This is a genomic window from Vibrio sp. EJY3 (assembly GCF_000241385.1).
In the GTDB taxonomy this organism is placed as follows: Bacteria; Pseudomonadota; Gammaproteobacteria; order Enterobacterales; family Vibrionaceae; genus Vibrio; species Vibrio natriegens.
The window spans coordinates 886,912-909,725 of record NC_016613.1 but is presented as its reverse complement, the minus strand read 5'-3'; the positions used below and the strand labels follow the sequence as shown (position 1 = coordinate 909,725).

The 22,814-nt window shown below is 44.1% G+C and carries 23 protein-coding genes and 1 tRNA gene; 7 read left to right on the top strand and 17 right to left on the bottom strand.

All coding sequences use genetic code 11. From position 1 onward, the window contains the following. The first annotated feature begins 16 nt into the window (after positions 1–16). Positions 17–418 (top strand): hypothetical protein, encoded by a 402-nt coding sequence (locus VEJY3_RS04205; RefSeq protein ID WP_014231187.1) that lies wholly within the window; start codon positions 17–19, stop codon positions 416–418. A gap of 22 nt (positions 419–440) precedes the next feature. Here VEJY3_RS04205 and VEJY3_RS04200 read toward each other — a convergent pair whose 3' ends face one another. From VEJY3_RS04200 to VEJY3_RS04175, 6 genes are all read right to left on the bottom strand, one after another. Continuing rightward, on the bottom strand, positions 441–1,340 hold the full coding sequence (locus VEJY3_RS04200) for an HNH endonuclease (protein ID WP_014231186.1): 900 nt from the start codon (positions 1,338–1,340) through the stop codon (positions 441–443). A gap of 149 nt (positions 1,341–1,489) precedes the next feature. Continuing rightward, positions 1,490–2,278 carry an HNH endonuclease gene (locus VEJY3_RS04195; RefSeq protein ID WP_014231185.1) on the bottom strand — a complete coding sequence of 263 codons (789 nt, stop codon included), beginning with the start codon at positions 2,276–2,278 and terminating at the stop codon, positions 1,490–1,492. A 142-nt stretch (positions 2,279–2,420) separates the two neighbouring features. Further along, positions 2,421–2,903 (bottom strand): hypothetical protein, encoded by a 483-nt coding sequence (locus VEJY3_RS04190; RefSeq protein ID WP_014231184.1) that lies wholly within the window; start codon positions 2,901–2,903, stop codon positions 2,421–2,423. A gap of 103 nt (positions 2,904–3,006) precedes the next feature. Next, positions 3,007–4,068, bottom strand: coding sequence for a putative phage abortive infection protein (locus VEJY3_RS04185; RefSeq protein ID WP_014231183.1), 1,062 nt, complete (start codon positions 4,066–4,068; stop codon positions 3,007–3,009). A gap of 386 nt (positions 4,069–4,454) precedes the next feature. Next, positions 4,455–5,339: a site-specific integrase gene (locus VEJY3_RS04180; protein WP_014231182.1), complete on the bottom strand. Its 885-nt coding sequence runs from the start codon at positions 5,337–5,339 to the stop codon at positions 4,455–4,457. Between the two features lie 49 nt (positions 5,340–5,388). Continuing rightward, positions 5,389–5,465: transfer RNA gene (locus VEJY3_RS04175), tRNA-Arg, on the bottom strand. A gap of 204 nt (positions 5,466–5,669) precedes the next feature. On the opposite strand from VEJY3_RS04175, the gene folD reads away from it, so the two are divergent. Further along, the gene (gene folD, locus VEJY3_RS04170; RefSeq protein WP_014231181.1) at positions 5,670–6,530 is read left to right on the top strand and encodes a bifunctional methylenetetrahydrofolate dehydrogenase/methenyltetrahydrofolate cyclohydrolase FolD; all 861 of its coding nucleotides are present in this window, start codon (positions 5,670–5,672) and stop codon (positions 6,528–6,530) included. 71 nt (positions 6,531–6,601) lie between these two features. Here folD and VEJY3_RS04165 read toward each other — a convergent pair whose 3' ends face one another. From VEJY3_RS04165 to VEJY3_RS04150, 4 genes are all read right to left on the bottom strand, one after another. Next, on the bottom strand, positions 6,602–7,801 hold the full coding sequence (locus VEJY3_RS04165; protein WP_014231180.1) for a NupC/NupG family nucleoside CNT transporter: 1,200 nt from the start codon (positions 7,799–7,801) through the stop codon (positions 6,602–6,604). Positions 7,802–8,041: 240 nt separating this feature from the next. Beyond that, positions 8,042–8,989 carry a LysR family transcriptional regulator gene (locus VEJY3_RS04160; RefSeq protein WP_014231179.1) on the bottom strand — a complete coding sequence of 316 codons (948 nt, stop codon included), beginning with the start codon at positions 8,987–8,989 and terminating at the stop codon, positions 8,042–8,044. Between the two features lie 74 nt (positions 8,990–9,063). Beyond that, positions 9,064–10,035, bottom strand: coding sequence for a lytic transglycosylase domain-containing protein (locus VEJY3_RS04155; RefSeq protein ID WP_014231178.1), 972 nt, complete (start codon positions 10,033–10,035; stop codon positions 9,064–9,066). 44 nt (positions 10,036–10,079) lie between these two features. Then, positions 10,080–10,364 (bottom strand): YcgL domain-containing protein, encoded by a 285-nt coding sequence (locus tag VEJY3_RS04150; RefSeq protein WP_014231177.1) that lies wholly within the window; start codon positions 10,362–10,364, stop codon positions 10,080–10,082. A 197-nt stretch (positions 10,365–10,561) separates the two neighbouring features. On the opposite strand from VEJY3_RS04150, the gene minC reads away from it, so the two are divergent. Genes minC through minE form a run of 3 tightly spaced genes read left to right on the top strand, consistent with a single transcriptional unit; the run spans position 10,562 to position 12,320 of the window. Then, positions 10,562–11,224 carry a septum site-determining protein MinC gene (gene minC / locus VEJY3_RS04145; protein WP_014231176.1) on the top strand — a complete coding sequence of 221 codons (663 nt, stop codon included), beginning with the start codon at positions 10,562–10,564 and terminating at the stop codon, positions 11,222–11,224. A 17-nt stretch (positions 11,225–11,241) separates the two neighbouring features. After that, positions 11,242–12,054: a septum site-determining protein MinD gene (minD, locus tag VEJY3_RS04140; RefSeq protein ID WP_014231175.1), complete on the top strand. Its 813-nt coding sequence runs from the start codon at positions 11,242–11,244 to the stop codon at positions 12,052–12,054. Positions 12,055–12,056: 2 nt separating this feature from the next. Then, entirely contained in the window at positions 12,057–12,320 is a 264-nt protein-coding gene (gene minE, locus VEJY3_RS04135) for a cell division topological specificity factor MinE (protein ID WP_014231174.1), read from the top strand. 127 nt (positions 12,321–12,447) lie between these two features. Here the strand turns inward: minE and rnd are convergent, their stop codons facing one another. The 7 genes from rnd to VEJY3_RS04100 form a co-directional block, all read right to left on the bottom strand. Further along, positions 12,448–13,566 (bottom strand): ribonuclease D, encoded by a 1,119-nt coding sequence (gene rnd, locus VEJY3_RS04130; protein ID WP_041170305.1) that lies wholly within the window; start codon positions 13,564–13,566, stop codon positions 12,448–12,450. A 79-nt stretch (positions 13,567–13,645) separates the two neighbouring features. Then, a complete protein-coding gene (gene fadD / locus VEJY3_RS04125) occupies positions 13,646–15,337 on the bottom strand; it encodes a long-chain-fatty-acid--CoA ligase FadD (protein WP_014231172.1) in 1,692 nt (563 codons plus the stop codon). A 105-nt stretch (positions 15,338–15,442) separates the two neighbouring features. Beyond that, entirely contained in the window at positions 15,443–16,297 is an 855-nt protein-coding gene (locus VEJY3_RS04120; RefSeq protein ID WP_014231171.1) for an alpha/beta hydrolase, read from the bottom strand. A gap of 6 nt (positions 16,298–16,303) precedes the next feature. Then, positions 16,304–16,861 (bottom strand): Slp family lipoprotein, encoded by a 558-nt coding sequence (locus VEJY3_RS04115; protein ID WP_014231170.1) that lies wholly within the window; start codon positions 16,859–16,861, stop codon positions 16,304–16,306. 47 nt (positions 16,862–16,908) lie between these two features. Further along, positions 16,909–17,214 carry a hypothetical protein gene (locus tag VEJY3_RS04110; RefSeq protein ID WP_014231169.1) on the bottom strand — a complete coding sequence of 102 codons (306 nt, stop codon included), beginning with the start codon at positions 17,212–17,214 and terminating at the stop codon, positions 16,909–16,911. Between the two features lie 49 nt (positions 17,215–17,263). Beyond that, positions 17,264–17,965 (bottom strand): tRNA (adenosine(37)-N6)-threonylcarbamoyltransferase complex dimerization subunit type 1 TsaB, encoded by a 702-nt coding sequence (tsaB, locus tag VEJY3_RS04105; RefSeq protein ID WP_014231168.1) that lies wholly within the window; start codon positions 17,963–17,965, stop codon positions 17,264–17,266. 57 nt (positions 17,966–18,022) lie between these two features. Further along, complete coding sequence (locus VEJY3_RS04100; RefSeq protein WP_014231167.1) at positions 18,023–19,933, bottom strand: ATP-dependent DNA helicase; 1,911 nt, start codon at positions 19,931–19,933, stop codon at positions 18,023–18,025. Positions 19,934–20,148: 215 nt separating this feature from the next. On the opposite strand from VEJY3_RS04100, the gene purU reads away from it, so the two are divergent. Together purU and VEJY3_RS04090 are read left to right on the top strand one after the other, a co-directional pair. After that, complete coding sequence (gene purU / locus VEJY3_RS04095) at positions 20,149–20,982, top strand: formyltetrahydrofolate deformylase (protein ID WP_014231166.1); 834 nt, start codon at positions 20,149–20,151, stop codon at positions 20,980–20,982. 208 nt (positions 20,983–21,190) lie between these two features. After that, positions 21,191–22,813, top strand: coding sequence for a trypsin-like serine protease (locus VEJY3_RS04090; protein ID WP_014231165.1), 1,623 nt, complete (start codon positions 21,191–21,193; stop codon positions 22,811–22,813). Position 22,814 lies beyond the last annotated feature (1 nt).

Below are 22,814 nucleotides of genomic sequence, written 5' to 3'. Positions count from 1 at the left end.
GTTTTAGGAGACTTATATGGAACATTGCAACAGACTAATACCGACGTCAATATTAATCATGACAATGCCATTCACACCGTTCGCATTGGGAGCAAATACGCCGTCACATCATGAAGTCTATATGGACAGAGAGCAGTTTAAAATCGAAATAGAAGCATCAAAGCAACAGTTAATCTCAGCAGTCGAACACTACAATCAAGCATTAGAACAACAGATGGAAGCAACTATGCTCGCCACGACAAGGCGACTTGAACGATATCATGCTCGCCAACTTGAGATGTCGAAAAATATAAAAGAAATTTTAAGAAGAGAAGGGCTACAAATAATCAGGGGGGATGGACCAAACACTAACACCCCCTCCCCCATCTCAATATATCGGAGTTGGAAATTTTTCCGATTTTTGAAACTGGAAACTTAACTATTGATGCCATAGTCGTTTGTTATACGTTTTTCTTGCGCAGTCTTTCTTTTAGAATTTCGGGTTTCATTGCTGGTTTAGTGCGATGAAGCATACGATGACAATTTGAACAAACCACACAGACGTCATCTAATGTACTGCTGTAATTTCCATCTTCCTCATAAAGTGGATTTTTATGGTGACACTCTATAAAACCAAAACCTAACTCTTTTCCATACACTGACTCGAAATCAAAATTACAAATTTGGCATATAAAACCAAATTTAGATTTTGCATCCTTTACTAGCTTTGCGTTGCGTTTAAAATACGAAGCTTCACGTACCTGCCTTTCTCCCTCTGCGTACTCCTGTTCTGGCGAATTCTCTCGAATTTCATAACGATCCAAACCATCGCCTGAAGAATCTTGTAAAAGATGACGAACGTAGCCATCTGAACCACCGAAAAGATCAAGTCGCTCACTCTTTACACGGTATACATTTCCTGACGGTCGAAAGTTAGGCATATATTGGACATCTTTCTTAAACTGAGTCCAAGTCAGCTCAATGTTCTGAGTTTTGAAAAAGAATACATACGGAAAATGACTGCTTCCCCACAAAAAGTTTGAAAGGTCTAGTAGCTGCTCTTTCCAAAAGCCTTTTACATGACAAAGGGCTGGCATTGCGCCATCTCCTCCCGTGGTTTTTATTAAGAGCATCACATCGTCAACTTTAAGTTGACGAATAACACTCTTGGCACCATCAGGAACTCCCCAGACGTTACACCAACCATCAGGAAACTCAGCTAGAAGCTTATCTTCTACTTCCGCTTGAAGATGGATTGGGCAATGTTCAACGATATCGGAAACAGCAACTTCACCAAAGACTGTTTTGGGAAAATCTGCATTTGCCCCTTTTAAACCAACATCATGGAAAAATAACTGCATAATACTTCCTCTAAACGAATACCTATAGCCGCGTTAAGGGGCACAAGCACGCAACACATGAGTTACCGCATAACGACTTAAGCACTAAACTCAACGCAAATTGAAAATGCCACGCGTGCCAAGTCCCTCTTGAACGCCTTGTTCATTTACTATTTTCGATAAAGCGCAAGTCGTTCTTTTAACTGCTCGATTGACAGTGCTGGTTTTTCTCTATGAAGCATTGCATGACAGTTAGGGCATACTGGTCGTAAGTCTTCCTCTGGGTTTAACTCGTACTCTTTACCAATTTCAGAGAGTGGCTTTACATGATGCACATGGATATAATTTTTACCGATTGCCCCATAAACTAGCTCAAAATGAAATGAACAAACCGAGCAGTTTAGTCCCCACTTATCTAAGCACTTTTTCCTAGCTTTTGGGTTTCGCTCATAAGCATTCACGGTTACTGTCTTCTTAGCTCCCTCGATCAAACCAGAGACTTCTATTTCATCAGGACCAGCGAAGTCTACAAGCTCAATACGATTTTCCCAAAGAGCATTTAATGGCTCTACAATATGTTCAGGTATGGTTTTACCGGAGCCTTGAGAGTCCCAAATTTTATGAGATAAATCGGGATTACTGTTTATTTCTTCACGGCTAATTGGATAGCGTTTCAAATCTGACAAATATTCAAACTTAACATCAACATACAGCGCGGTTTCACCATCCTTTGCGTAATGTTTTGCTTCGTAAGGTTCAGTAACTACGACACCAGAACCAATTATACCCTTATCACCTTTACCCTGCTTCAATAGATAAACTGGATCTCCTGCATTAATTTTTTTGGTAGTGCCACAACTCCATCTTAAAATATGACCTTTTTCATATTCTAAGTAGTACTTTCTGTACTCATCATAACCCCAGTTTTTAGGATTCCACGTCAATAAATATGTGTTCATAATTCTCCAGTAAGCTAACGCTGCATTAAGGTGTCAGCAACGCTACCACCATACCTGAACCTTTACACCGTAAACGCTAAACCCAACGCGAAGCCGAAGGTGCCAAAACGTTGGGAATCACTCTTAAATGCTTGTTAAGTGATTAGTTCACTGGACACGACCTAACATAAAAAGTGATAAGCGCAACTATTGCTAATACACTTGGTAATGTTAGTTCCCAGAAGACCTGAATCTTATTCCAGGTATATACACTTTTTCGTGACATTTTTGATGCTTCTTGATCGGTGTTTCCTAAACCAGGCTCATCAGCGTGCCTCGCTGGATCAAGTTCATCATAAGCTCTTTCTTTTGCTAACTCGTAGTTTGTACCACTAGCCAACAAAGCGGACGTCCAAAGTGCGACTAACCGATAAAAGAGCAAGCAGGATAAAATAAAACCAACATCAAATGTTTGTTTCGGTTCAACAGATATACCTAATCCAGCTAAAGAAGCACTCCCAAATGTAATATTAATATTGGGGTCGACTAGCATAACTATTACTGAAAGTACGAGAGTATGGCTTCTATGCTTTAGTGAAACCTCCCCCAACTTTCCAGTATAACCACGCAAATTAACCATATACATCCTCTTCACCTAATGCCCAATTAAGGTGTGAGTAACGCTACCACATAAGCTGATAAAAACACCGTAATCACCAGTCTAAAACTTAGCACTAAAATTCCAAGCGTTAGCAATCACGCTTAAATTGTTTGTTAGGGCGCAGGTTGTACGGTACACCACCATTTTTACCAAACGCACCACCATAGTACTTATTAAAATCAAGGCCAAACTCTGTTTTGTACTTATACTGCATTAGCATACTTTCATTGGCTAACGGAACCTTGGAACCAGCCAACAGATAACCTCTAGATACTTTAAGTATCGGCAGATGTTCTAACATACTGAATTCTATTAATAGATTTTTAAACTGCCCTGAATCAGATACACCATCAAGACAATTGATAAATAATAATGCTAATTCTTTCGTGGATAATTGAGCTCTTAAGATACTCGCATACTTTCGTTTCTGTACTAAGGTCAACGTGCTCTCTTCATAACTATTAATCACTTTCAATGCTTGATATAGATTGCGAAAGTAGTGTCCTAGTATGTGGTTATGATGATCTTGGATATATTTATATCGCTCTAATACTTCCTCTGGCGATTCTGCATCTGAAGATAAAAAATTGAGAATTTCTTCAAATACAGCTCGCCCTTCACTTTTTGTAGAAATGCTTACCCCAATTTGCGACTTCATTAACGAAGATGAGAACCCTTTTAATAGTTTCTGAGCTTCACTTTTATCACTTAATTCCTCAATATCAACTTTCAGGTTATCTACAATGTTATGGTGCAAATCTAAGATATTGAAAAAAGTAGTTTCTATTGCTTGCGTACTTAAAGCTTCCGCTGTTTTTTCATATTCGTTACGTGCCAAGCGTAATTCTTGCCTTTGAATAACAATCGTCGCAATCAGTCCAAATAGTGTGAAAAATGTAAGTACTGGGTTTAAAACACCGCCTAAGAAGTCACCAAAAACCCCTCCTTTCTCGGTAAAATAAACTAGGATTATGTTTATGGAGAGTAATAATCCAGCGCACAAAACAGCGTAAGAAAGAACCTTAAATAATGCTTTATTTAAAGACATCTTCGATGAGTCATTTTCTTCAAAGAGTTTCTCGAATAGAGGGTACTTCTCATCTAAAAATTGATTTAGTTGACCAGCTTTATTTTTCAACCAAGTAAGCATAAATATCCTGATATTTGATTCATTTTGAACATGTTTCCGCCCTCACGCTTATTAGTAAACTAAAAGCCGTTTATTATTCCTCTATGATGCAGCCTTGATTGTAGCATTTCAATTGACAATCAATGGGTTAGTGACAAGAAAGGAAGGTTATCCTTAAAAATAGCGCATAACTTTAGGTTGTTGGGCTGGATAAGTTAAGTTTTGAGGCTTGAGCCCAAGAAGATGGAATTAAGTATGGCTAGTGAGAACATAATGTCCACCGCAAGTATCCATCTAGGGGGCGGCTGGACCAAAACGCGATCCCCCTCCCCCCACATCTATATATTGGCATCAGAAATTTATCTAAATTTTGAACTCTGAAACTGTCCCTAATGCTATCTGCCACCCTAATCGAAAAGCTTCTCCGCCAGGGCTTCGGCATCCAACTTTACGTACCGACTCAATACCCGGTGATCTCGGTGACCTGAAACCTTGGACACCAGCACACTGTCATGCCCTGCCTCTATAAGTTTGGATAGCCTGTAATGCCTCAGTGAATGTAAGACAAACTCATGTAGCCCTTCTTCATCAGCTGCTTTTCGAAACTTCTTGCTGACGTATTCAGGTAATGAGCTAAAGACAGGGTATGTTGGAGCTCTGTCTGTGGTTAACTCCATCCTTTTACCCAGTATTGCCATTGCTGTAGAAGAAAGTGGTACCTTACGGTCTTCCCCATTCTTTGTGTTCCAAAGCTGTATGTATCGATGATCAAGGTACACATCGCACCTTCGCAGTTTCAGGACCTCATTCCTACGACAGGCTGTTTCACTTAACAGCATACAAATATCGCGTAATTCTTCTGAGGGTAATCTGGCGACTACTGCCTGAACTTGTTCATTAGTGGGAATGAATTGGCGAACGCCGTAATCTTTTGGTAACCGTATCTGTTTAAAAATATCTGGGATTTGTAAGCCGATATCTCGACGAAGCCAATTGAGCATCGCTTGCAGAGCTGCGGCATCCTTCCTAACAGTACCTGGCTTAACACTAGATAGACGATGAGTGATGAAAGAGTTGATGTTATCCCTAGCATAAGGGCTTGTGGTGAGATCTTTGATTAAAAAAGAAGAAAAGTAGCGGCTGATTCGCTCTAATCGGTATTTTAACGTTCCAATGTAAGTTTTATGGTATTGCGCGCGAATTTGAACGTAGCTGTCTATACAAGACGGAATTGGGGTGTTTAAATTAAGGTTTTGTGGTGGAGTTTTTGTGAGATTGTTCACTAAATACATGGCACAGTCCTAACAGTTTTGGATAGGAAGACTGTGCTGAGGGGAGAAATGGCACGCCCTATAGGATTCGAACCTATGACCACATCCTTAGAAGGGACGTGCTCTATCCAGCTGAGCTAAGGGCGCGCTACAGGGAAAGGATTATACGAGTTAAAATGGGTAAATCAACGGCTTTTAGTAACATTCTGATCTGAATGCCTAAAAAAAGGTCACTGAAGCAATGAATGCTCAAAAACACCTCAGAGCAAACGTTTGCGTATGGATGTTAAATAGAAATTCTGCGACAATGCGCCGCAGATTATCTGCCTTCTAAAATTTATAAGGAAAGTCATGACTGCTCAAAATATTGATGGGACTCTCATTTCCCAAACTGTTCGTTCTGAAGTTGCAGCACGAGTAAAAGCTCGCGTTGAAGCTGGATTACGTGCCCCTGGCCTTGCAGTTGTTCTAGTTGGTGAAGACCCTGCTTCTCAAGTTTACGTTGGCAGTAAACGCCGCGCTTGTGAAGAAGTGGGTTTTGTTTCCAAGTCTTTTGACCTTCCGGCATCAACCACTGAAGCAGAATTGCTAGCGTTGATCGATGAGTTGAACAATGACAACGAAATTGATGGCATTTTAGTTCAGCTTCCACTTCCTGCTGGAATTGATAGCACTCATGTTTTAGAGCGTATTCATCCAGAGAAAGACGTGGATGGCTTCCACCCTTATAACGTAGGTCGTCTTGCACAGCGTATCCCTAAACTACGCTCTTGTACGCCGAAAGGTATTATTACCCTGCTCGACCGCTACAATATTAATCTTCGTGGTAAGCACGCTGTGGTTGTTGGTGCTTCAAATATCGTTGGTCGTCCAATGACACTTGAGCTGCTATTGGCGGGCTGCACAACGACGACCTGTCACCGCTTTACTAAAGACTTAGAGAGCTACGTTCGTCAAGCCGATGTCGTTGTTGTCGCAGTAGGTAAACCAAACTTCATTCCTGGCGAATGGATTAAGAAAGGCGCTGTGGTTGTCGATGTGGGTATCAACCGTCTTGACTCTGGTAAGCTGGTTGGCGACGTGGAATACGATAAAGCACGTGAAAGCGCGAGCTTCATTACTCCAGTACCTGGTGGCGTTGGTCCAATGACAGTAGCAAGCCTGATTGAAAACACAATGCTGGCTTGTGAGCAGTTCCATACTGACAAGTAATCACAGATCGCTAAATACTAAAAAGGCTCCTCTCGGAGCCTTTTTTCTTTATGTAAATTTAGTCTAAATCGTTAAAGACTTAAAATCACACCCGCAATGGACGCACTCATCAAGTTCGCCATCACACCTGCGACAATCGCGCGGAATCCATGCTTAGAAACAAACGCACGCTTCTCTGGAACCAATGAGCCCAAACCACCAATGAGCATTGCCATGCTTGAGATGTTCGCAAATCCACATAGAGCAAAAGTCACAATCGCTTGAGAGTGTGCACTTAGCTGCGACTTCACTTCTGCAAGTTGGATAAAAGCAACAAACTCATTTACTACGATTTTATTACCGATCAGAGACCCTGCCGTGATCGCCTCTGCCCATGGAACACCTAACAGCCATGCAACTGGCGCAAATACGTAGCCTAAAACGAGTTCGAAGCTTAATGGTGTGCCAATAAGATCGCCAAACCATCCCAAAATACCGTTAAGCAATGCAATCACACTGATGAAAGCCAACAGCGTGCCACCAACGGCAACCGCGATACGAACACCCGCCATCGCACCATCTGCCAATGCTTCAACTACATTGGTTGCTCGTGGGATTTCAACTTGGCTAAGATCGATTTCCTCAGCTTGGTTTGTGTCTTCCGGCATCAGAATTTTAGCCATCAACAAACCGGCAGGAGCAGACATAAACGCCGCCGCGATCAGGTAATTTAAGTCTACACCCAAAGATGCATAACCGACCAACGTACCACCAGCAACCGAAGCCAAACCACCAGTCATTACTGCAAAGAACTGAGAATCCGTCATGTGCTTTAGATAAGGTTTAACCATTAATGGCGCTTCAATCGTACCAACAAAGATATTGGCTGTAGCAGATAAAGACTCAGCACGACCAATGCCTAACAGCTTTTGGATACCACCACCGATAAAGTTAATCATTCTTGGCATAACACCAATGTGGTAAAGGCCAGCAATAAGCGAAGAGAAGAAGACAATAATGCCCAGTACATTGATAGCGAAAGTGAATCCGCCTGTCGCCAAATTGCCGAATAAAAACGCGATGCCTTCCTGACCATAGTTGATTAAGTTCGATACTACGCTGCTCACTGAATTTAGAGCGTCTCGCCCTGCTGGTACATACAGAACCAATAGTGCAAACAATACCTGTAAGGCAAAAGCAAGTGAGACGGTTCTGAGCTTTATATTTTTTCTATTTGTAGAAAGTAGCCATGCTACGAAGAGTATGGCTACGATACCAATAAGTGAATTCATAAATTGGGTCCGACAGAAGGGGAATGGTAAAGGCGTCGGATTGTATAGCGGACTCAAAATGCTGCAACTTGAGGTTGTTAACAGTGTGAAAAGTTTCAGTGGTCAATATTTATACTAAACATTAAACCATTGAATTTACTAATGATAAACGTTTGCTTTTTGTTATTGTTTCTATATGGAAAAATTGTTTATAGATTCAGAAAAATTTTTGTGACAAAAATCACCTTATGTATACGATCGTCATGACTTAGGAATGGAGATATACGGTGCTAATCTTTGATCCCAATGACATGGGTTACCGATCTTCTGTTTTATAAAGTTGATCACCGCAGATATTTTTTTCGGCATGTGCTGTCGGCTCGGATAAACAGCATAGAAAGGCATCGACTGGCTGGCTTTCCATTCCGGGAGTAATTGAATTAGCTTCCCAGTTCTGAATTCATCGCCAAGCAAATACGTCGCAAGATAAGCAATTCCCCACCCTGCGATTGCAGCGTCGCGAACCGCTTCAGCAAGATCAACAGAATAGTTACCGGAAACTTTTACGTTTAGTTCCTGCTGATCTTTTGTAAATGCCCATCCGGTGTAATCACGCTCCCAGCTTCTGTAGATCAGGCAGTTGTGCAACGATAAATCGTCAGGTTCCACTGGCTTATCATGTTTAAGCAGGTAGTCTGGAGACGCCGCGACAACAAACTGGCAATCCGTTAATCGCTGGGCAATGTAACCTTCGGGCAAGTGTTCATTGTTGGTTACCCATAAATCCAAGCCTTCAGCTAACATGTCCACCTTGTAGTCGAACAAGTGCACTTCAACCTCAAGTTGAGGATACCGTTCTCTTAGCTCCTGAATGGCAGGAATGATATGTAAAGTGCCGAATGATTGCGAAATGCCCAACCGCACAAGCCCAGCCACTTCATCTCTCTGGCTTTCCATTTCCAGCGTCGCGCTGCTGACAGCCTGAACGACCTGCTCACAATGATGATAAAAGGTTTTGCCCGCTTCAGTCGGAGTAAAACTTCGCGTTGTGCGTTGCACCAGCTTGATACCAAGTGAGTTCTCTAATTGGCTAAGTTGTTTACTCACATGGGAGACGGATACGCCGAGGCTTTTTGCTGCCGCCGTAAAGCTTTTATGTTTGATCAATGCAGAGAAAATGACCATTTGAGCAGCACGTTCAGATAACACGAATTACCTCGATTTAAATGCAGTAAAAACTAAGGGCTCCGAAGAGCCCTTAACAACGATAATTTATTCAGGAACTAGTATGTGATGCGATCAGCTAAGTGGCTAACAGCTAGAGCGAAGTAGTAAGAGCGGTTCCACTTCATCAACACATTGTAGTTATTGTAAACCAGATAAGTTCGACCGTTTTCATCGTCAGGCATAATCAGCCAAGCTTTGATATCGTCATCCAGTTTAGGTAGCGGGCTGCCATCAAACTTGGTGATACCTAATTTGCTCCACTCCTGCAGGTACTTACCTTTCTCTTCGGTTCGACCTTCCAAGTTATGATCAATGCCTTTCGGAACTTTTACCTGACGTCCCCAAGTGTAATTGTCATCCCAGCCGGATTTGCTCAGGTAATTCGCTGTTGAAGCAAACACGTCCGCTTTGGTTTGCCAGATGTCTTTCTTGCCATCGCCATTGCCATCCGCTGCAAAGCGAAGGAAGGAGCTTGGCATAAACTGACACTGCCCCATCGCACCAGCCCATGAACCTTTAAAATTCTCAAGTTCAATATGGCCTTGATCCAGAATCTGAAGGGCAGCCATGGTTTCTTTACGGAAGAACTCTTCACGGCGACCTTCAAATGCCATGGTAGAAAGCGCGTCTATGACACGGAAGTTACCCGTAAACTTACCGAAATTACTTTCCACGCCCCACAACGCAACAATAAAACGTGGCTGAACGCCGAAGGTCTCACCAATGCGTTTAAGTTCCGTGTAGTGCTCTTTGTATAATTCTTTCGCTTGCTTAACCTTCCACTCTGGGACTGCACGCGGAATGTACTCATCCAGCGTCAGTTTTTTCTCAGGTTGGTTTCGGTCTGCTTTCACTGCTCGTGGCTTATATTCAACATTAGCGAAAGCGGCGCTGATGACCTGCTCGGAGATGCCTTGAGCACGCGCTTCTGCACGCAACTTATCCAGGTATTCCTCAAAACCTTCACTACTTGCAAAGGCCGAGGCACACATGCCAACGCTAAGCAGTGTAGCCAGTATTTTTTTCATATTCCCCTCCTTGAGCAAGGCAGAAGTCTCAGCAAGATATGGAATTATTTCCTGTCTTTTTGCTGAGCTTTTTGTTCTTTATATTTTTCTAACAGATTTTCCGGTGGTGGCGGAACCTGCAGGAAGAAACCATCGTTAATTAATGAGGCTTTCACTTTCTCGATATCCACCTGCGCCAATGTACGACCATCAAGTTTAATCGTCATGACAGCGATAGGCTTACCGAACATCTGCATCAAGGTGTCAGGAACCTGTGAAAAATCATCCTTTTTCGGAATATAGAGATAAGTACCTTCTTTTTTAGAGCTTTTATAAATAGAACAAAGCATGACACGCCTTTTATGCTGATTTAGCCGTTTTTATTACGGATTTAGTTGGAAACGTAAAATTGCCGCAAACTTAATAGCAAATTTGAGATTAATTCACCGAATTGCTTGTTAGAGAACTTGCTGCGCCAAAAGATGAAATATAACATGATAGACCTAGTTTAAGGCAACGCTCTTTCAACAGAGGCAAGAAGTCCACGATGACCCATTCACCAGACCTTAAAGGTAGCAGCTTTACTTTGTCAGTTTTACACCTTTCTGACAGCAAGATAGAAAAAACTATCGAATTTTTGCAAGAAAAAGTGTCTCAGGCACCGTCATTCTTTGCATCAGCACCTTTAGTTATCAATATATCGAAAGTCGAAGGCGACATTGATTTTCCTAAACTCAAGCAAGGTATTGCCGATGCTGGGTTCATTCCGGTCGGTGTAACGGGCTGCAAAGATAAACGTGTACAGAACCTTGCTTCTGAAGCTGGCTTCGCCATCATGTCCGCAAGTAAATCGCCGAGCCAGGCACCCGCGAAAATAGCGCCGACTAAGTTCGTTCGTACACCGGTTCGCTCTGGTCAACAAATCTACGCGAAAGACGGTGATTTAGTGGTACTAGCAAATGTTAGCGCTGGGGCGGAAGTTATTGCCGATGGTTCTATTCATATTCACGGAACTTTGCGCGGGCGCGCAATTGCAGGCGCTAGTGGGCAGCATGAAGCGCGGATTATTTGCCACGATTTACAAGCAGAACTAGTATCTATTGCTGGAGATTACTGGTTAAGCGATCAAATTGAGAGTGAGTATTGGCAGCAGAAAGTAATGATCAGTAGAGCCGAAGAATCATTACATCTCGAAACACTCACGATTTAGTATAAAAAGGAAAACAAATGGCACGCATTATTGTAGTAACGTCTGGTAAAGGTGGCGTCGGTAAGACCACTTCAAGCGCAGCCATCGCCTCTGGCTTGGCTTTAAAAGGCAATAAGACTGCGGTAATCGATTTCGATATCGGTTTACGTAACCTCGATCTTATTATGGGCTGTGAGCGTCGCGTAGTTTATGACTTTGTGAACGTCATTAACGGTGAAGCGACACTAAACCAAGCGCTGATCAAAGATAAGCGCACAGAAAACTTATTTATTCTTCCTGCATCACAGACACGCGACAAAGACGCACTCACGAAAGATGGCGTACAGCGTGTATTTACAGAATTGGACGAGATGGGTTTTGATTTCATCATCTGCGATTCACCAGCAGGTATCGAGCAAGGTGCTCTAATGGCGCTCTACTACGCGGATGAAGCCATTGTGACCACCAACCCTGAAGTCTCATCTGTACGCGACTCAGACCGTATTTTGGGTATTCTGGATTCGAAGTCGCTACGAGCAGAGCAAGGTTTAGAGCCTGTGAAGCAACACCTTCTGTTGACTCGATACAACCCGATGCGCGTAAACCAAGGTGAAATGCTGAGTGTTGAGGACGTTGAAGAGATCCTTCACATCCCGCTTCTGGGCGTGATTCCTGAAAGCCAGGCGGTGCTTAACGCATCAAACAAAGGTGTGCCAGTAACGTTTGATGAAGAGACAGACGCGGGCATGGCTTACTCTGACACAGTAGACCGCTTACTTGGTAACAAGGTAGATTTTCGTTTCCTTACAGAGGAGAAGAAAGGGCTCTTTAAACGACTGTTCGGAGGATAGACATGTCACTATTAGAATTTTTCCGCCCACAGAAGAAAAAATCCGCAAGTCTAGCCAAAGAGCGTTTGCAAATTATTGTGGCAGAACGCCGCAGCCAAGATGATCCGGCACCGTCTTATCTGCCTCAGTTAAAAGAGGATATCCTGAAGGTGATCGGCAAATACGTAGACATAGACCCGAACATGGTTGATTTAACATTTGAGCATAAAGACGATGATATCTCGGTGCTTGAGTTAAATGTAAAACTGCCTGACGACGAGAAGTAATTCGGATTTAGGTGTTTGTGAAGTGACATCACTGATTGGTTTACTAACAAACACCTACATTTCTACATTGCACACTGCATAAAAAAGGTTGGCTACATGGCCAACCTTGTTCTATCTACATCTTGCGCTACTTAAGCGCTTTATTCATTTTTTCGCCGATAAGTTCAAGACGCCAGTTTTGCATCACATCAGGCATTCTTGCCGGATCACGGTCCTTTTTCCATACCCAGCTAAGCAACTGATTGATCTGCTTTTTAGAGGCAAGGAACTCAGTCGCTAAGCCAGATTTCTGTGATGCACTTTTCACAATATCTTTCATGTTCTTGAAGACCTGCTTATAGCCTGGGTAGTCCATAAGACGTTCAATTTTCTCAGGGTATTCATCCGCAGGTGTCTGCTTGGCTTTTTTAACGATATCAGCAATCTTTGCACCGTGACGGTTAACGGCTCGGATATCAATGCCTTCCGCTTCCATTTTCTTAAAGCTTGTTAAACCAAGGCGGGCAACCGTTAATAAGTCCCCCTCTTTGAAAACAAAGTTCAGAGCGAGGTCACGTTTGATTGCCTGACGGTAACGCCAAGTGGCCAGCGGTTTTAAGACAGCCAACTCTGCCGGTTTAAGTTGCCATGCACCTTTGATATCAAGGTACGCATTTTCTTCGTTCACTTCACGAATACGCTTCGAAACCAGTAAATCGCTCTCCTGCTGCACCGCATGCCACCAGCCAGCTTCGGTGACTTTATCGAGCAAAATTTCGTAAAGCGGCAGCAAGTAGTGTACGTCAGCCGCAGCATAATCAAGCTGCTTTTGCGTCAGCGGGCGAGCCATCCAGTCTGTGCGAGACTCGCTCTTATCCAGTTCAACACCCAGATATTCTTCCACTAGCGTTGCAAAGCCTGTTGATAGCCCATGCCCAAGAAACGCTGCCATAAGCTGGGTATCGACCATCGGAAATGGCGTGCAACCAAACGCATTCTGGAACACTTCGAGATCTTCACCACATGCATGCAGAACTTTTAATACCGAGGTATCTTTCAAAAGTTCAACAAACGGTGACATGTCCGTCAGTTCTGTCGGATCGATTAAGGAAAGATTATTGCCGTCGAAAAGCTGAATCAAACCTAGCTGTGGATAGAAAGTTCTGATCCGTACAAATTCCGTATCCAACATAACGACATCTGCGTCTCTGGCTTGAGCGCAAACTTGTTCTAGGTCTTTGTTTTTAATAATAATCTTATAATTCACATGCTTCTCGCTATAAAAAATGCCAGCAAAACGCTGGCATTCTATCATTTTTTAATTCCGGCGACTTCACGAAATCGACTTATGCGCTCTTCTTCGCAAGCTCTGCATCGTTTTCTTCACGAAGAACACGGCGTAGAATTTTACCTACGTTAGTCTTCGGTAATTCTTCACGGAATTCAACCAGTTTTGGCACCTTGTATCCCGTTAAATGTTCGCGACAATGCGCAATCACTTCATCTTTCGTTAAGCTTGGATCGCGTTTAACGACATAGATTTTCACCAGCTCACCAGAAACATCGTTAGGCTGACCAATCGCTGCAACTTCCAGAACTTTACCGTGCAATGCGACAACATCTTCGATTTCGTTCGGATAAACGTTAAAGCCAGAGACCAGAATCATATCTTTTTTACGGTCAACAATATGCAGGAAGCCTTCGTCGTCAAACTTAACAATATCACCGGTTGATAACCAACCTTCTTGGTTGATGGTGTCTTTGCTGGCCTCCGGACGCTGCCAGTAACCTTGCATCACTTGAGGGCCACGAACCTGAAGCTCACCCGTTTCAGTATTTGGCAGAGCATTGCCATCTTCATCAACGATACGAACTTCTGTCGACGGAACAGGCAAACCAATAGACCCATTGTATTCGATAAGATCATGCGGGTAAGCGGCCACCAGAGGAGAACATTCTGTCAGGCCATAACCTTCTAGCAGATAGCAACCTGTTGTCTTCAGCCATTTTTCTGCAACGGCGCGCTGAACGGCCATGCCACCACCAACAGACAGTCGCAGATTGCTAAAGTCCAGCTCATGGAAGTCTTCATTGTTAACCAGAGCGTTAAACAGCGTATTAACCCCGGTGATAGCAGTAAATGGATGCTTTTGTAACTCTTTTACAAAGCCCGGAATATCACGTGGGTTGGTAATCAGCAGGTTACGGCCACCCATTTCGATAAACAGCAGGCAGTTAACGGTTAATGCAAACACGTGATAAAGCGGTAATGCGGTCACAACCAGTTCTCTACCAGGAGTCAGCACCGGGCCATACGCACCTTTCGCCTGCAATACGTTTGCAATCATATTGCGATGGGTCAGAATCGCGCCTTTCGCTACACCCGTCGTACCGCCGGTGTATTGTAAAAATGCAATATCATCGCCAGACATAAATGGCTTCACGTACTGTAAACGACGGCCTTTGCCTAACGCTTTACGCATTGAAATCGCACCAGGCAGGTTATATTTTGGCACCATACCTTTAACGTATTTCACGACAAAATCGACAATCGTACCCTTCGCTCGCGGCAACATCTGCCCAAGGCTGGTCAGCACAACATGTTTTACAGAGGTGCTCTCAACAATTTGCTCTAACGTATTAGCAAAGTTAGAAACAATCACGATCGCTGTTGCACCAGAGTCGTTGAGCTGGTGTTCAAGTTCACGAGGAGTGTATAACGGGTTCACGTTTACCGCGATGCAACCTGCACGCAAAATACCAAACAGCGCAACGGGGTATTGAAGCAAGTTAGGCATCATCAGAGCAACTCGGTCACCCTTTTTTAGCTTTAACTCATTTTGTAGGTAAGCGGCAAATGCACGACTACGCTCTTCCAGCTTTCGGAAGGTCATAACCGAGCCCATGTTCATAAATGCTGGTTGGTCTGCGTACTTTTGTACAGACTGCTCAAACATTTCAACCAAAGACTCATATTGGTCTGGGTTAATGGTTTCAGGTACGTCACTTGGATAACGTGAAAGCCATGGTTTATCCACGATATTACTCCTCGTTCATCGCTGTCTTACGATAACAGCCTTTTTATTTTGAGGGCTATTACAGCACAGCGAAGGTGCTTGAGCACGAAACTCCCAAACACTTGTTTAAATTTTGTTAACTACACCAAGAATTCCGTCTGAAACTTCGAGTATTTGCTCTAAATGACAGTGATGACCTCCCGAGACAGTAATCACTTGTGGTGAATTCTGCCCCCAATCAGCTTGGCTGGAAGGTAAATTTTTGAATCCTTGGTCGCCCAATACGATAAGGTGTGGACAACGTATTTGGCTGGTGATTGAGTCCGCATGCTCTTGCGCCATTCGGTAAAGCGAAGCGCATTTTAACTTGGCGTCATGTCGCCAAAACCAGACATTTTCACGCTGTACTGTTCCGCGTTCTACGATTGGCAGAAGCTGTTCAGCGGTCAGCTGGTTGGCTTGCATGCGTAACTTTAGAGCCAGTTCAAAAGAAGATAGGGATCGTTCAGGCTTATTTTGTTGCCGATGTCGACTCAAAACGCCATCACGAAGTCTTTGCAAACTATTGGAAGGCGCCTCGGTAAGAGGACCAGCACCTTCGATTTGCACTAACGCTTCGACCTGCTCAGGAAACGCAGCACTATAGCAACTTGCGACTAAAGCACCAAGTGAATGACCTACTAATACCAGCCTGTTTGGCGATAATTCATCCAACAACTCATATAAGTCGGCAATATAATCGTGGAAGAGGTAATAATTGTCGGATGATTTGTGGCTAGACAAACCATGCCCAAAGTGATCAATGGCTAATAAATGGAGAGTTGGGTTGAGCTGATGCATTTGCCCCATCAACGCTTTGAAGCTACCTGCGTTGTCTAACCAACCATGAAGAAAAACGACTGACAAGTCAGCCGTTTTTTCATTACCTATTTCAAGGGCTGCCATTGTTCCGGCAGCAAGTTCAAATCGACGCTCATGCATAGCAGATTATTTGACCTGTTTGATGATTCTGCCATCTTGCGGGAAATCATGACGCTCCATACGGCAGTTAATTGAATAGCAAGGGTAGAGGAAAAGTGGTGTATCGTAAGTACGTACTCGCTCTTCTATCGTCCATAAACGGTAGCCCTGACCTTTCATCAGAGGGAAGATGTATTCACGCTCGCCGATTTTCCCTTCTTCTTCACCCGCACTTTTTCCGACCACTGTGACTAAACGCCCTTTGCTAAATGCCACAGGCTCTAAATAACCATCGAAGTAAACGGCAAAACGGCCTGCTGGTTCAGCACTAATATCGGGCTTGCCCGTCTCGCTAATGGGTAAATTCACGATTTCTACGAGCGTTTTGTCTTTGAAGTTGTCGACTTTAGCAATGATACCCCCTAAACGGACATCACTATTTACAAGCCCTTGCGACTCAGCAAACGTTTTATAGTCTGTGAGAACTTGCTCAGTTGTTGCATTCAATTCTTCAGGAAGAGAACTGCACGCCGACAGCCCAAACGCAGCTAACAAAACCAGAAAAATGTGTCGAGAAAATGTCATAAGCTACCATTGAAATCTATTTATCGGGAACGAATGAGTTTCGTCCATTACACATAAATATCGACACCAAGCAATTGAGCCAGTTCCTCTTTTTTCGCTCGATTCATGACATCCATGTACTGTTCCATCGCTTTTCGTGCATTTCCCTCGGGAAGATCGTACTGCACTTGTGCTCTGTGAATCTGGGATTCATCCACTTGCTTTATGGAATGCGCGACCGCATTAGCAACTTTAGACGTCTGACCGACAGGTTGCTTAATCTGAGATTCTTTTACCTGCTTCTTTTTACTGACTTTGTTCGTGCGAGTCGAACCTGCTATCAGCGAGGGCGGTAATCCATTAATCGACGCCATAACGTTCCATAAAAAAGCGGGGTAATCCCCGCTTTTATCTCAATCTAAATTATTCGCGGCCCGGAAGTTTCTTCCAGGTCACATTATCGCGCAGATAAACCGGGCTCGATTCTTCAACCGGAACCGTGTTGCCTTTTTCTAACTCTTGCTTGGCCAGAATCACGATGTCTTGTGAATCTGGATAAAGTACGTCACTTGAAGTAACACTGAATGGCAAATTGGCCAGCTCTTCCTGATAAGCACTCCAACCGGTACCTGCCGTTGTCCAGGTTTTATCGTCGGCTTGAGCTTCTTCAACCAGACGTGCTGGAGGAATCACACACTCTTCATCCACACCGGCCCACTCACCATTTTCCTGGCGAGAATAACGCGCCCAGTACACTTCACTCATGCGTGCATCAATAGCAACGGCAACATCGGTCGAACCATGAAGACGGTAGCTTGCTTGTGCCATCGCAGCGAGTGTTGACACACCAATCATCGGCAATTCAGCACCAAACGCTAAACCTTGTGCAATGCCGATACCGATACGAACACCTGTGAAGCTACCCGGACCACGACCAAATGCCAGTGCATCCAGTTCTTGTAGAGTCAGACCCGCTTCTTTCAACACTTCATCAACCATAGGTAAGACTTTTTTCGTATGGTCACGAGGTGCAACTTCACTGCGTGAAATCACTTGATCATTAACCAGTAGTGCAACTGAACAGTTTTCAGTTGATGTATCGATGGCAAGAATTTTTGCGCTCATTTAACTCTCTACAACTCTATTTGATTTGATTATGCCACAACACAGGTCTGTGGCTGATTATCCTGCTTTAAGGAAAGCTTTGATTCGTTCTAAATCTCGTGTTCTTGGAATCGGCGGTAAACTTCCCAAGAAGGTGCCACCATAATCTCGGGTCACCAGGCGATTATCACAAATGATCAATGCTCCATGATCTTTCTGATCCCGAATCAAGCGTCCTACGCCCTGCTTTAACGTAATCACCGCATCTGGAATTTGCACTTCAGCAAAAGGCTCGCCGCCACGCAGTCGACAATCTTCGATTCGGGCTTTGAGGAGCGGGTCATCAGGGGCGGTAAACGGTAATTTGTCGATGATAACACAGCTCAGTGCATCACCTCTAACATCGATCCCTTCCCAAAACGCACCCGTTGCCACCAGCAACGCATTTCCGAGCTCCATAAACTCTGCCAAGGTTTTTTGTTTACTCATTTCACCTTGCATCAGAACAGGCAAATCCAGTGTTTCACGGAACTGTTCACCCAACTCACGCATCATGCTATGAGAGGTACACAAAAAGAAGCAGCGTCCCTGGTTCTCTTCAATGACTGGCGCTAACATTCTCACCAGTTTATCCGCGAGCCCCGGACTGTTTGGTTCTGGTAAATAACGAGGTACACATAAGCGCGCTTGTTTTTCATAATCAAACGGCGATGGCAACGAAAACTGCTGTTTGGGCTTCAGACCTAAACGCTCGGTAAAATGTTTAAAATCTCCCGACACCGCCAAGGTTGCGGAGGTAAAGATCCAAGACCCCTGCTTAATTTCAATTTGCTCATGAAACTTATCGGCAACGGAAAGCGGAGTGATGTGCAACGCAAAATGACGGGGTGAAGTGTCATACCAATAGGAATAACCAGTGATGTCGACGTCACAAACACGGTTGATCCGACCTTTAATTAAATTGGCACGTTCAAATGCGGCATCCAGCAGTTGGCTACGGCCTAATGCAATTTTGAGAACATCAATGGCAAGATCGAGACTGTCGGTTAGCCGAACCAGTTCACGCTTGATGGATTCCGACTGCATCGCTTCTCGCCAGTTGCCACGAAATCCAGGTTCGCCAAGCACAATTCTCATGTCCATGGCACTTTGCAGTAACTTATCCCCGACCTTCTGCAATTGACGCATGTCTTTCGCTTCGGTTCGGTAAGCAATTTCAATGTCTTTAGCCAAATCATGAATTTGACGGCTAGAGACCGTCTGCCCAAAATATTCACTGGCAATGTCGGGTAACTGATGCGCTTCGTCGAAAATAAAGACGTCCGCCTCTGGGATCAACTCACCAAACCCGGTTTCTTTAATCGCAAGGTCAGCAAGAAACAGGTGATGGTTCACCACAACCACATCAGAATCCATGGCTCGTTTGCGTGCTTTTAGTACAAAACAGTCGGTATAGCTTGGGCATTCTTTGCCCAAACAATTGTCGTTCGTCGATGTAATCGTCGGAATGATCATGCTGTCTTCCGGCAAATCTTCGCAGTCACCTAAGTCACCCGTTTTGGTTTCGGAAGACCACGATCTCACCTTAACTAATTGAGTCAACAACGTGGGATCCGACTCGTTAGTGTGGCTTTCCACCATCTGACGGCTAAGGCGATCCAGACAAAGGTAGTTGGAGCGCCCTTTCAGTAACGCTACCTGACCATAAAAGCCCAGTGCATTCACCATGAGTGGTAAATCTCGATGGTACAGCTGCTCCTGCAGGTTTTTAGAACCGGTACTGATGATGACTTTCTTGCCGCTTAACAGAGCAGGAACTAGGTAAGCAAAGGTTTTGCCTGTTCCTGTCCCGGCTTCCACTACCAGTTGACTCTGATCTTTGATCGCACTACTGACAGCTTCTGCCATATCAATTTGGGGCTGGCGAGCCTGAAAGCCCGGTATAGCTTTACCTAAAGCGCCCTCAGAGGAGAATGTTTTTGCGATCATATCTGGGTCTGATTAGAAAAATTGCCGAGATTATAACAGACGATTGGCGCAGACATCAGCCTACAATATGACCTGCTTATTACTCATCGTAGATATTTTGTTGAAACCAGTCCCAGAATAGATTATTTATGGTGGAACATTGCGGTACGGTTGGTTCCTGTCAGCCAACGCACTTTTCGTACGCTTCATTTTTATTGCATGGAAGTCCCTAGTTTATGGAAAAGAAAACCCTGTTAACCCATTGTTCAGACGCTCCGGGTTTAATCTCAAAAATCACTAACATTTGTTACAAGCATCAACTAAATATCATTCACAATAACGAGTTTGTTGATAATACCAGCGGGCACTTTTTCATGCGCACAGAGTTGGAAGGTTACTTCAACGATCACACTCTTCTCGCCGATTTAGACCAGGCTTTACCTGCCGGTGCAAAACGCACGTTGGTTAGCTCCCGCCGTAAGCGTATCGTTATCTTGGTAACGAAAGAAGCGCATTGTCTGGGCGATATTCTGATGAAAAATTACGATGGTGGCTTAGATGTTGAAATCGCGGCGGTCGTTGGTAACTACGACAAACTGCAAACGCTGACTGAGCGATTTGATATTCCTTATCACTATGTGACGCATGAGGATCTCAGCCGCGAAGAGCACGAACAAAAAATGCTCGAAGTCATCGGCCAATACGATGCGGACTACATCGTTCTAGCGAAGTACATGCGCGTATTAACTCCGTCATTTGTTGAGAAATACCACCACAAAATCATCAACATTCACCACAGTTTCTTACCAGCGTTTATTGGTGCGAAGCCTTACCAACAAGCCTATGACCGTGGGGTTAAGATCATCGGTGCTACAGCGCACTTTGTGACCAATGATTTGGACGAAGGCCCGATCATTAAGCAGGACGTAATTCCTGTCGACCACAACTTTAGTGCACAGGACATGGCGCAAGCAGGTCGTGATGTCGAGAAGAACGTCTTAAGTAAAGCGCTTAATAAAGTGTTGAATGACCATGTCTTTGTCTACGGCAATAAGACCGTGATTCTGTAATAACCTCTTACGTCACATACCAGAACGACAAATAACCCCGCCTCTTTGGCGGGTTTTGTCTTTTCAGCACTATCCTGAGCTTTTAGCGTTTTAACGAAGCGATCTGCGCCGAAATTTTTCCATTTACTTACAATCATTTACCTAACGAATAATTTGGTTTATAAATCAAGCTCCTTATAATAAACCAATTTAATAACGAGGAATTAAAATGAAAAAAACGTTAGTGGCTTTTCTGATTGGGATGACTTTACCTGCGACCACAATGGCAGATACTGACACTCTTAATCCTTTTCAGAATGATGTATCCACACGAATTATTGGCGGAGAGCCAGCCAATACAACAGACTGGAGATTTATTGCTTCAATCGTACATAAAGACCAGCCAGCCTACCTTGGCCACTTCTGTGGTGGTAGTTTCCTTGGCGGAAAATACGTATTAACCGCAGCGCACTGTGTTGCAGACACCAATGCAGATGATATCGATATCGTGCTTGGCCTCTACGACCAAACAAATGAGTCTCAAGCGCAGCGTATCGCAGTTCAAAATATCTATACACATCACGCCTATAATAGCTATACAACGAACAACGATATCGCCCTTATCGAACTTGCACATAGTGTCGATAGCGCGACTATCGACTTAGCAACACCTACAGTGTTAGATAGTGTGCAAGCAGGGGACAAGCTCCATGTCGCGGGCTGGGGCAATACCTCGACCACAGGTACAGTATTCCCAACCGTGCTACAACAAGTGGATCTGGAATATGTAGACCGCGCTACGTGCCAAAATCTGGAGGGAAATTATTCCAATGTATCAGATGATGGCATTTGTGCTGGGTACATCTCGGGAGGAAAAGACAGCTGTCAAGGAGATAGCGGCGGACCACTCATTGTCGATGATAACGGCATCAACAAACTGCTGGGTGTGGTTAGTTGGGGTGAAGGGTGTGCTCAACCTGAGGCCTATGGCGTTTACGCCAACGTGGCTCACTTTCAGCACAACGGCTGGATAGATAGCCATCGTAATACCATCAGCTATACCCAGTATCGCGATCTTCGTCTGGTTGAGAGAAAAGCTCAACAGGAGACCTTTACCATTCGTAATGACGAGGTAGATTCTCCACTCAACATCACTAATGTTACCCTATCAAGCGGACTAACGATTGCCGAAAACACTTGTATAGAGACCCTGAGTCCTTCTGAAAGTTGTCAAATTACGGTGGGCTACTACCCAACTTATGCAGCTTCAGTAGAAACGATTGAAGTTACCACCGATCACCCAAAACTACCTAAGCTTTCGACCACCTTTGAATATATGGGTGTTGATAAGGCCAGCAACTCGTTGAGCAGTGCCGTTTCGCTGACAAACGCGAAGGTCTTTACTAATGAATACGCTTGGAAAGCCGTAAATGGAGAACTTCACTCTGCAGATATGGGCGCTGCTACTGGTGAGTCTATCTTGTACCTCACCGATCTGCCTAAAGGCAAACTGACGATGGAACTAAAAGTGTTATCCGATGGTTTTGACTATTTTGTCGTCTATATTAATGGTCAAATGTATGATTACACCAACCAGCTTCTAGATTACACCGAGGTTTCAGCCGATCTTTACAGAAAGTCAAATACGGTTATGTTGGCTTACGTGAAAAACAATGCATCAAGTGGTGGTTATAACGCACAAGCGTATATTCGTAATATCAAAATGGCGGCTAGCGCGGATAACGATGGCGATAATAGTGTTAAGAGCAAATCCAGCTCAGGCGGCAGCTTCTCTATTGGTCTGTTAATGCTGCTGGCTGCTGGCTCATTCCTTCGCCGAAAAAGAGGATAAT

Excerpts from the sequence above, each read along its gene's own strand:
- VEJY3_RS04090 (WP_014231165.1), top strand. The coding sequence starts at position 21,191 with ATGAAAAAAACGTTAGTGGCTTTTCTGATTGGGATGACTTTACCTGCG.
- VEJY3_RS04150 (WP_014231177.1), bottom strand. The coding sequence starts at position 10,364 with ATGCTTTGTTCTATTTATAAAAGCTCTAAAAAAGAAGGTACTTATCTC.
- minE (WP_014231174.1), top strand. The coding sequence starts at position 12,057 with ATGTCACTATTAGAATTTTTCCGCCCACAGAAGAAAAAATCCGCAAGT.
- tsaB (WP_014231168.1), bottom strand. The coding sequence starts at position 17,965 with ATGAGCGCAAAAATTCTTGCCATCGATACATCAACTGAAAACTGTTCA.
- VEJY3_RS04110 (WP_014231169.1), bottom strand. The coding sequence starts at position 17,214 with ATGGCGTCGATTAATGGATTACCGCCCTCGCTGATAGCAGGTTCGACT.
- VEJY3_RS04120 (WP_014231171.1), bottom strand. The coding sequence starts at position 16,297 with ATGCATGAGCGTCGATTTGAACTTGCTGCCGGAACAATGGCAGCCCTT.
- VEJY3_RS04205 (WP_014231187.1), top strand. The coding sequence starts at position 17 with ATGGAACATTGCAACAGACTAATACCGACGTCAATATTAATCATGACA.
- VEJY3_RS04155 (WP_014231178.1), bottom strand. The coding sequence starts at position 10,035 with ATGAAAAAAATACTGGCTACACTGCTTAGCGTTGGCATGTGTGCCTCG.
- VEJY3_RS04195 (WP_014231185.1), bottom strand. The coding sequence starts at position 2,278 with ATGAACACATATTTATTGACGTGGAATCCTAAAAACTGGGGTTATGAT.
- VEJY3_RS04200 (WP_014231186.1), bottom strand. The coding sequence starts at position 1,340 with ATGCAGTTATTTTTCCATGATGTTGGTTTAAAAGGGGCAAATGCAGAT.
- VEJY3_RS04180 (WP_014231182.1), bottom strand. The coding sequence starts at position 5,339 with ATGTATTTAGTGAACAATCTCACAAAAACTCCACCACAAAACCTTAAT.
- folD (WP_014231181.1), top strand. The coding sequence starts at position 5,670 with ATGACTGCTCAAAATATTGATGGGACTCTCATTTCCCAAACTGTTCGT.
- VEJY3_RS04190 (WP_014231184.1), bottom strand. The coding sequence starts at position 2,903 with ATGTATATGGTTAATTTGCGTGGTTATACTGGAAAGTTGGGGGAGGTT.
- VEJY3_RS04100 (WP_014231167.1), bottom strand. The coding sequence starts at position 19,933 with ATGATCGCAAAAACATTCTCCTCTGAGGGCGCTTTAGGTAAAGCTATA.
- purU (WP_014231166.1), top strand. The coding sequence starts at position 20,149 with ATGGAAAAGAAAACCCTGTTAACCCATTGTTCAGACGCTCCGGGTTTA.
- VEJY3_RS04115 (WP_014231170.1), bottom strand. The coding sequence starts at position 16,861 with ATGACATTTTCTCGACACATTTTTCTGGTTTTGTTAGCTGCGTTTGGG.
- minC (WP_014231176.1), top strand. The coding sequence starts at position 10,562 with ATGACCCATTCACCAGACCTTAAAGGTAGCAGCTTTACTTTGTCAGTT.
- VEJY3_RS04165 (WP_014231180.1), bottom strand. The coding sequence starts at position 7,801 with ATGAATTCACTTATTGGTATCGTAGCCATACTCTTCGTAGCATGGCTA.
- minD (WP_014231175.1), top strand. The coding sequence starts at position 11,242 with ATGGCACGCATTATTGTAGTAACGTCTGGTAAAGGTGGCGTCGGTAAG.
- VEJY3_RS04185 (WP_014231183.1), bottom strand. The coding sequence starts at position 4,068 with ATGCTTACTTGGTTGAAAAATAAAGCTGGTCAACTAAATCAATTTTTA.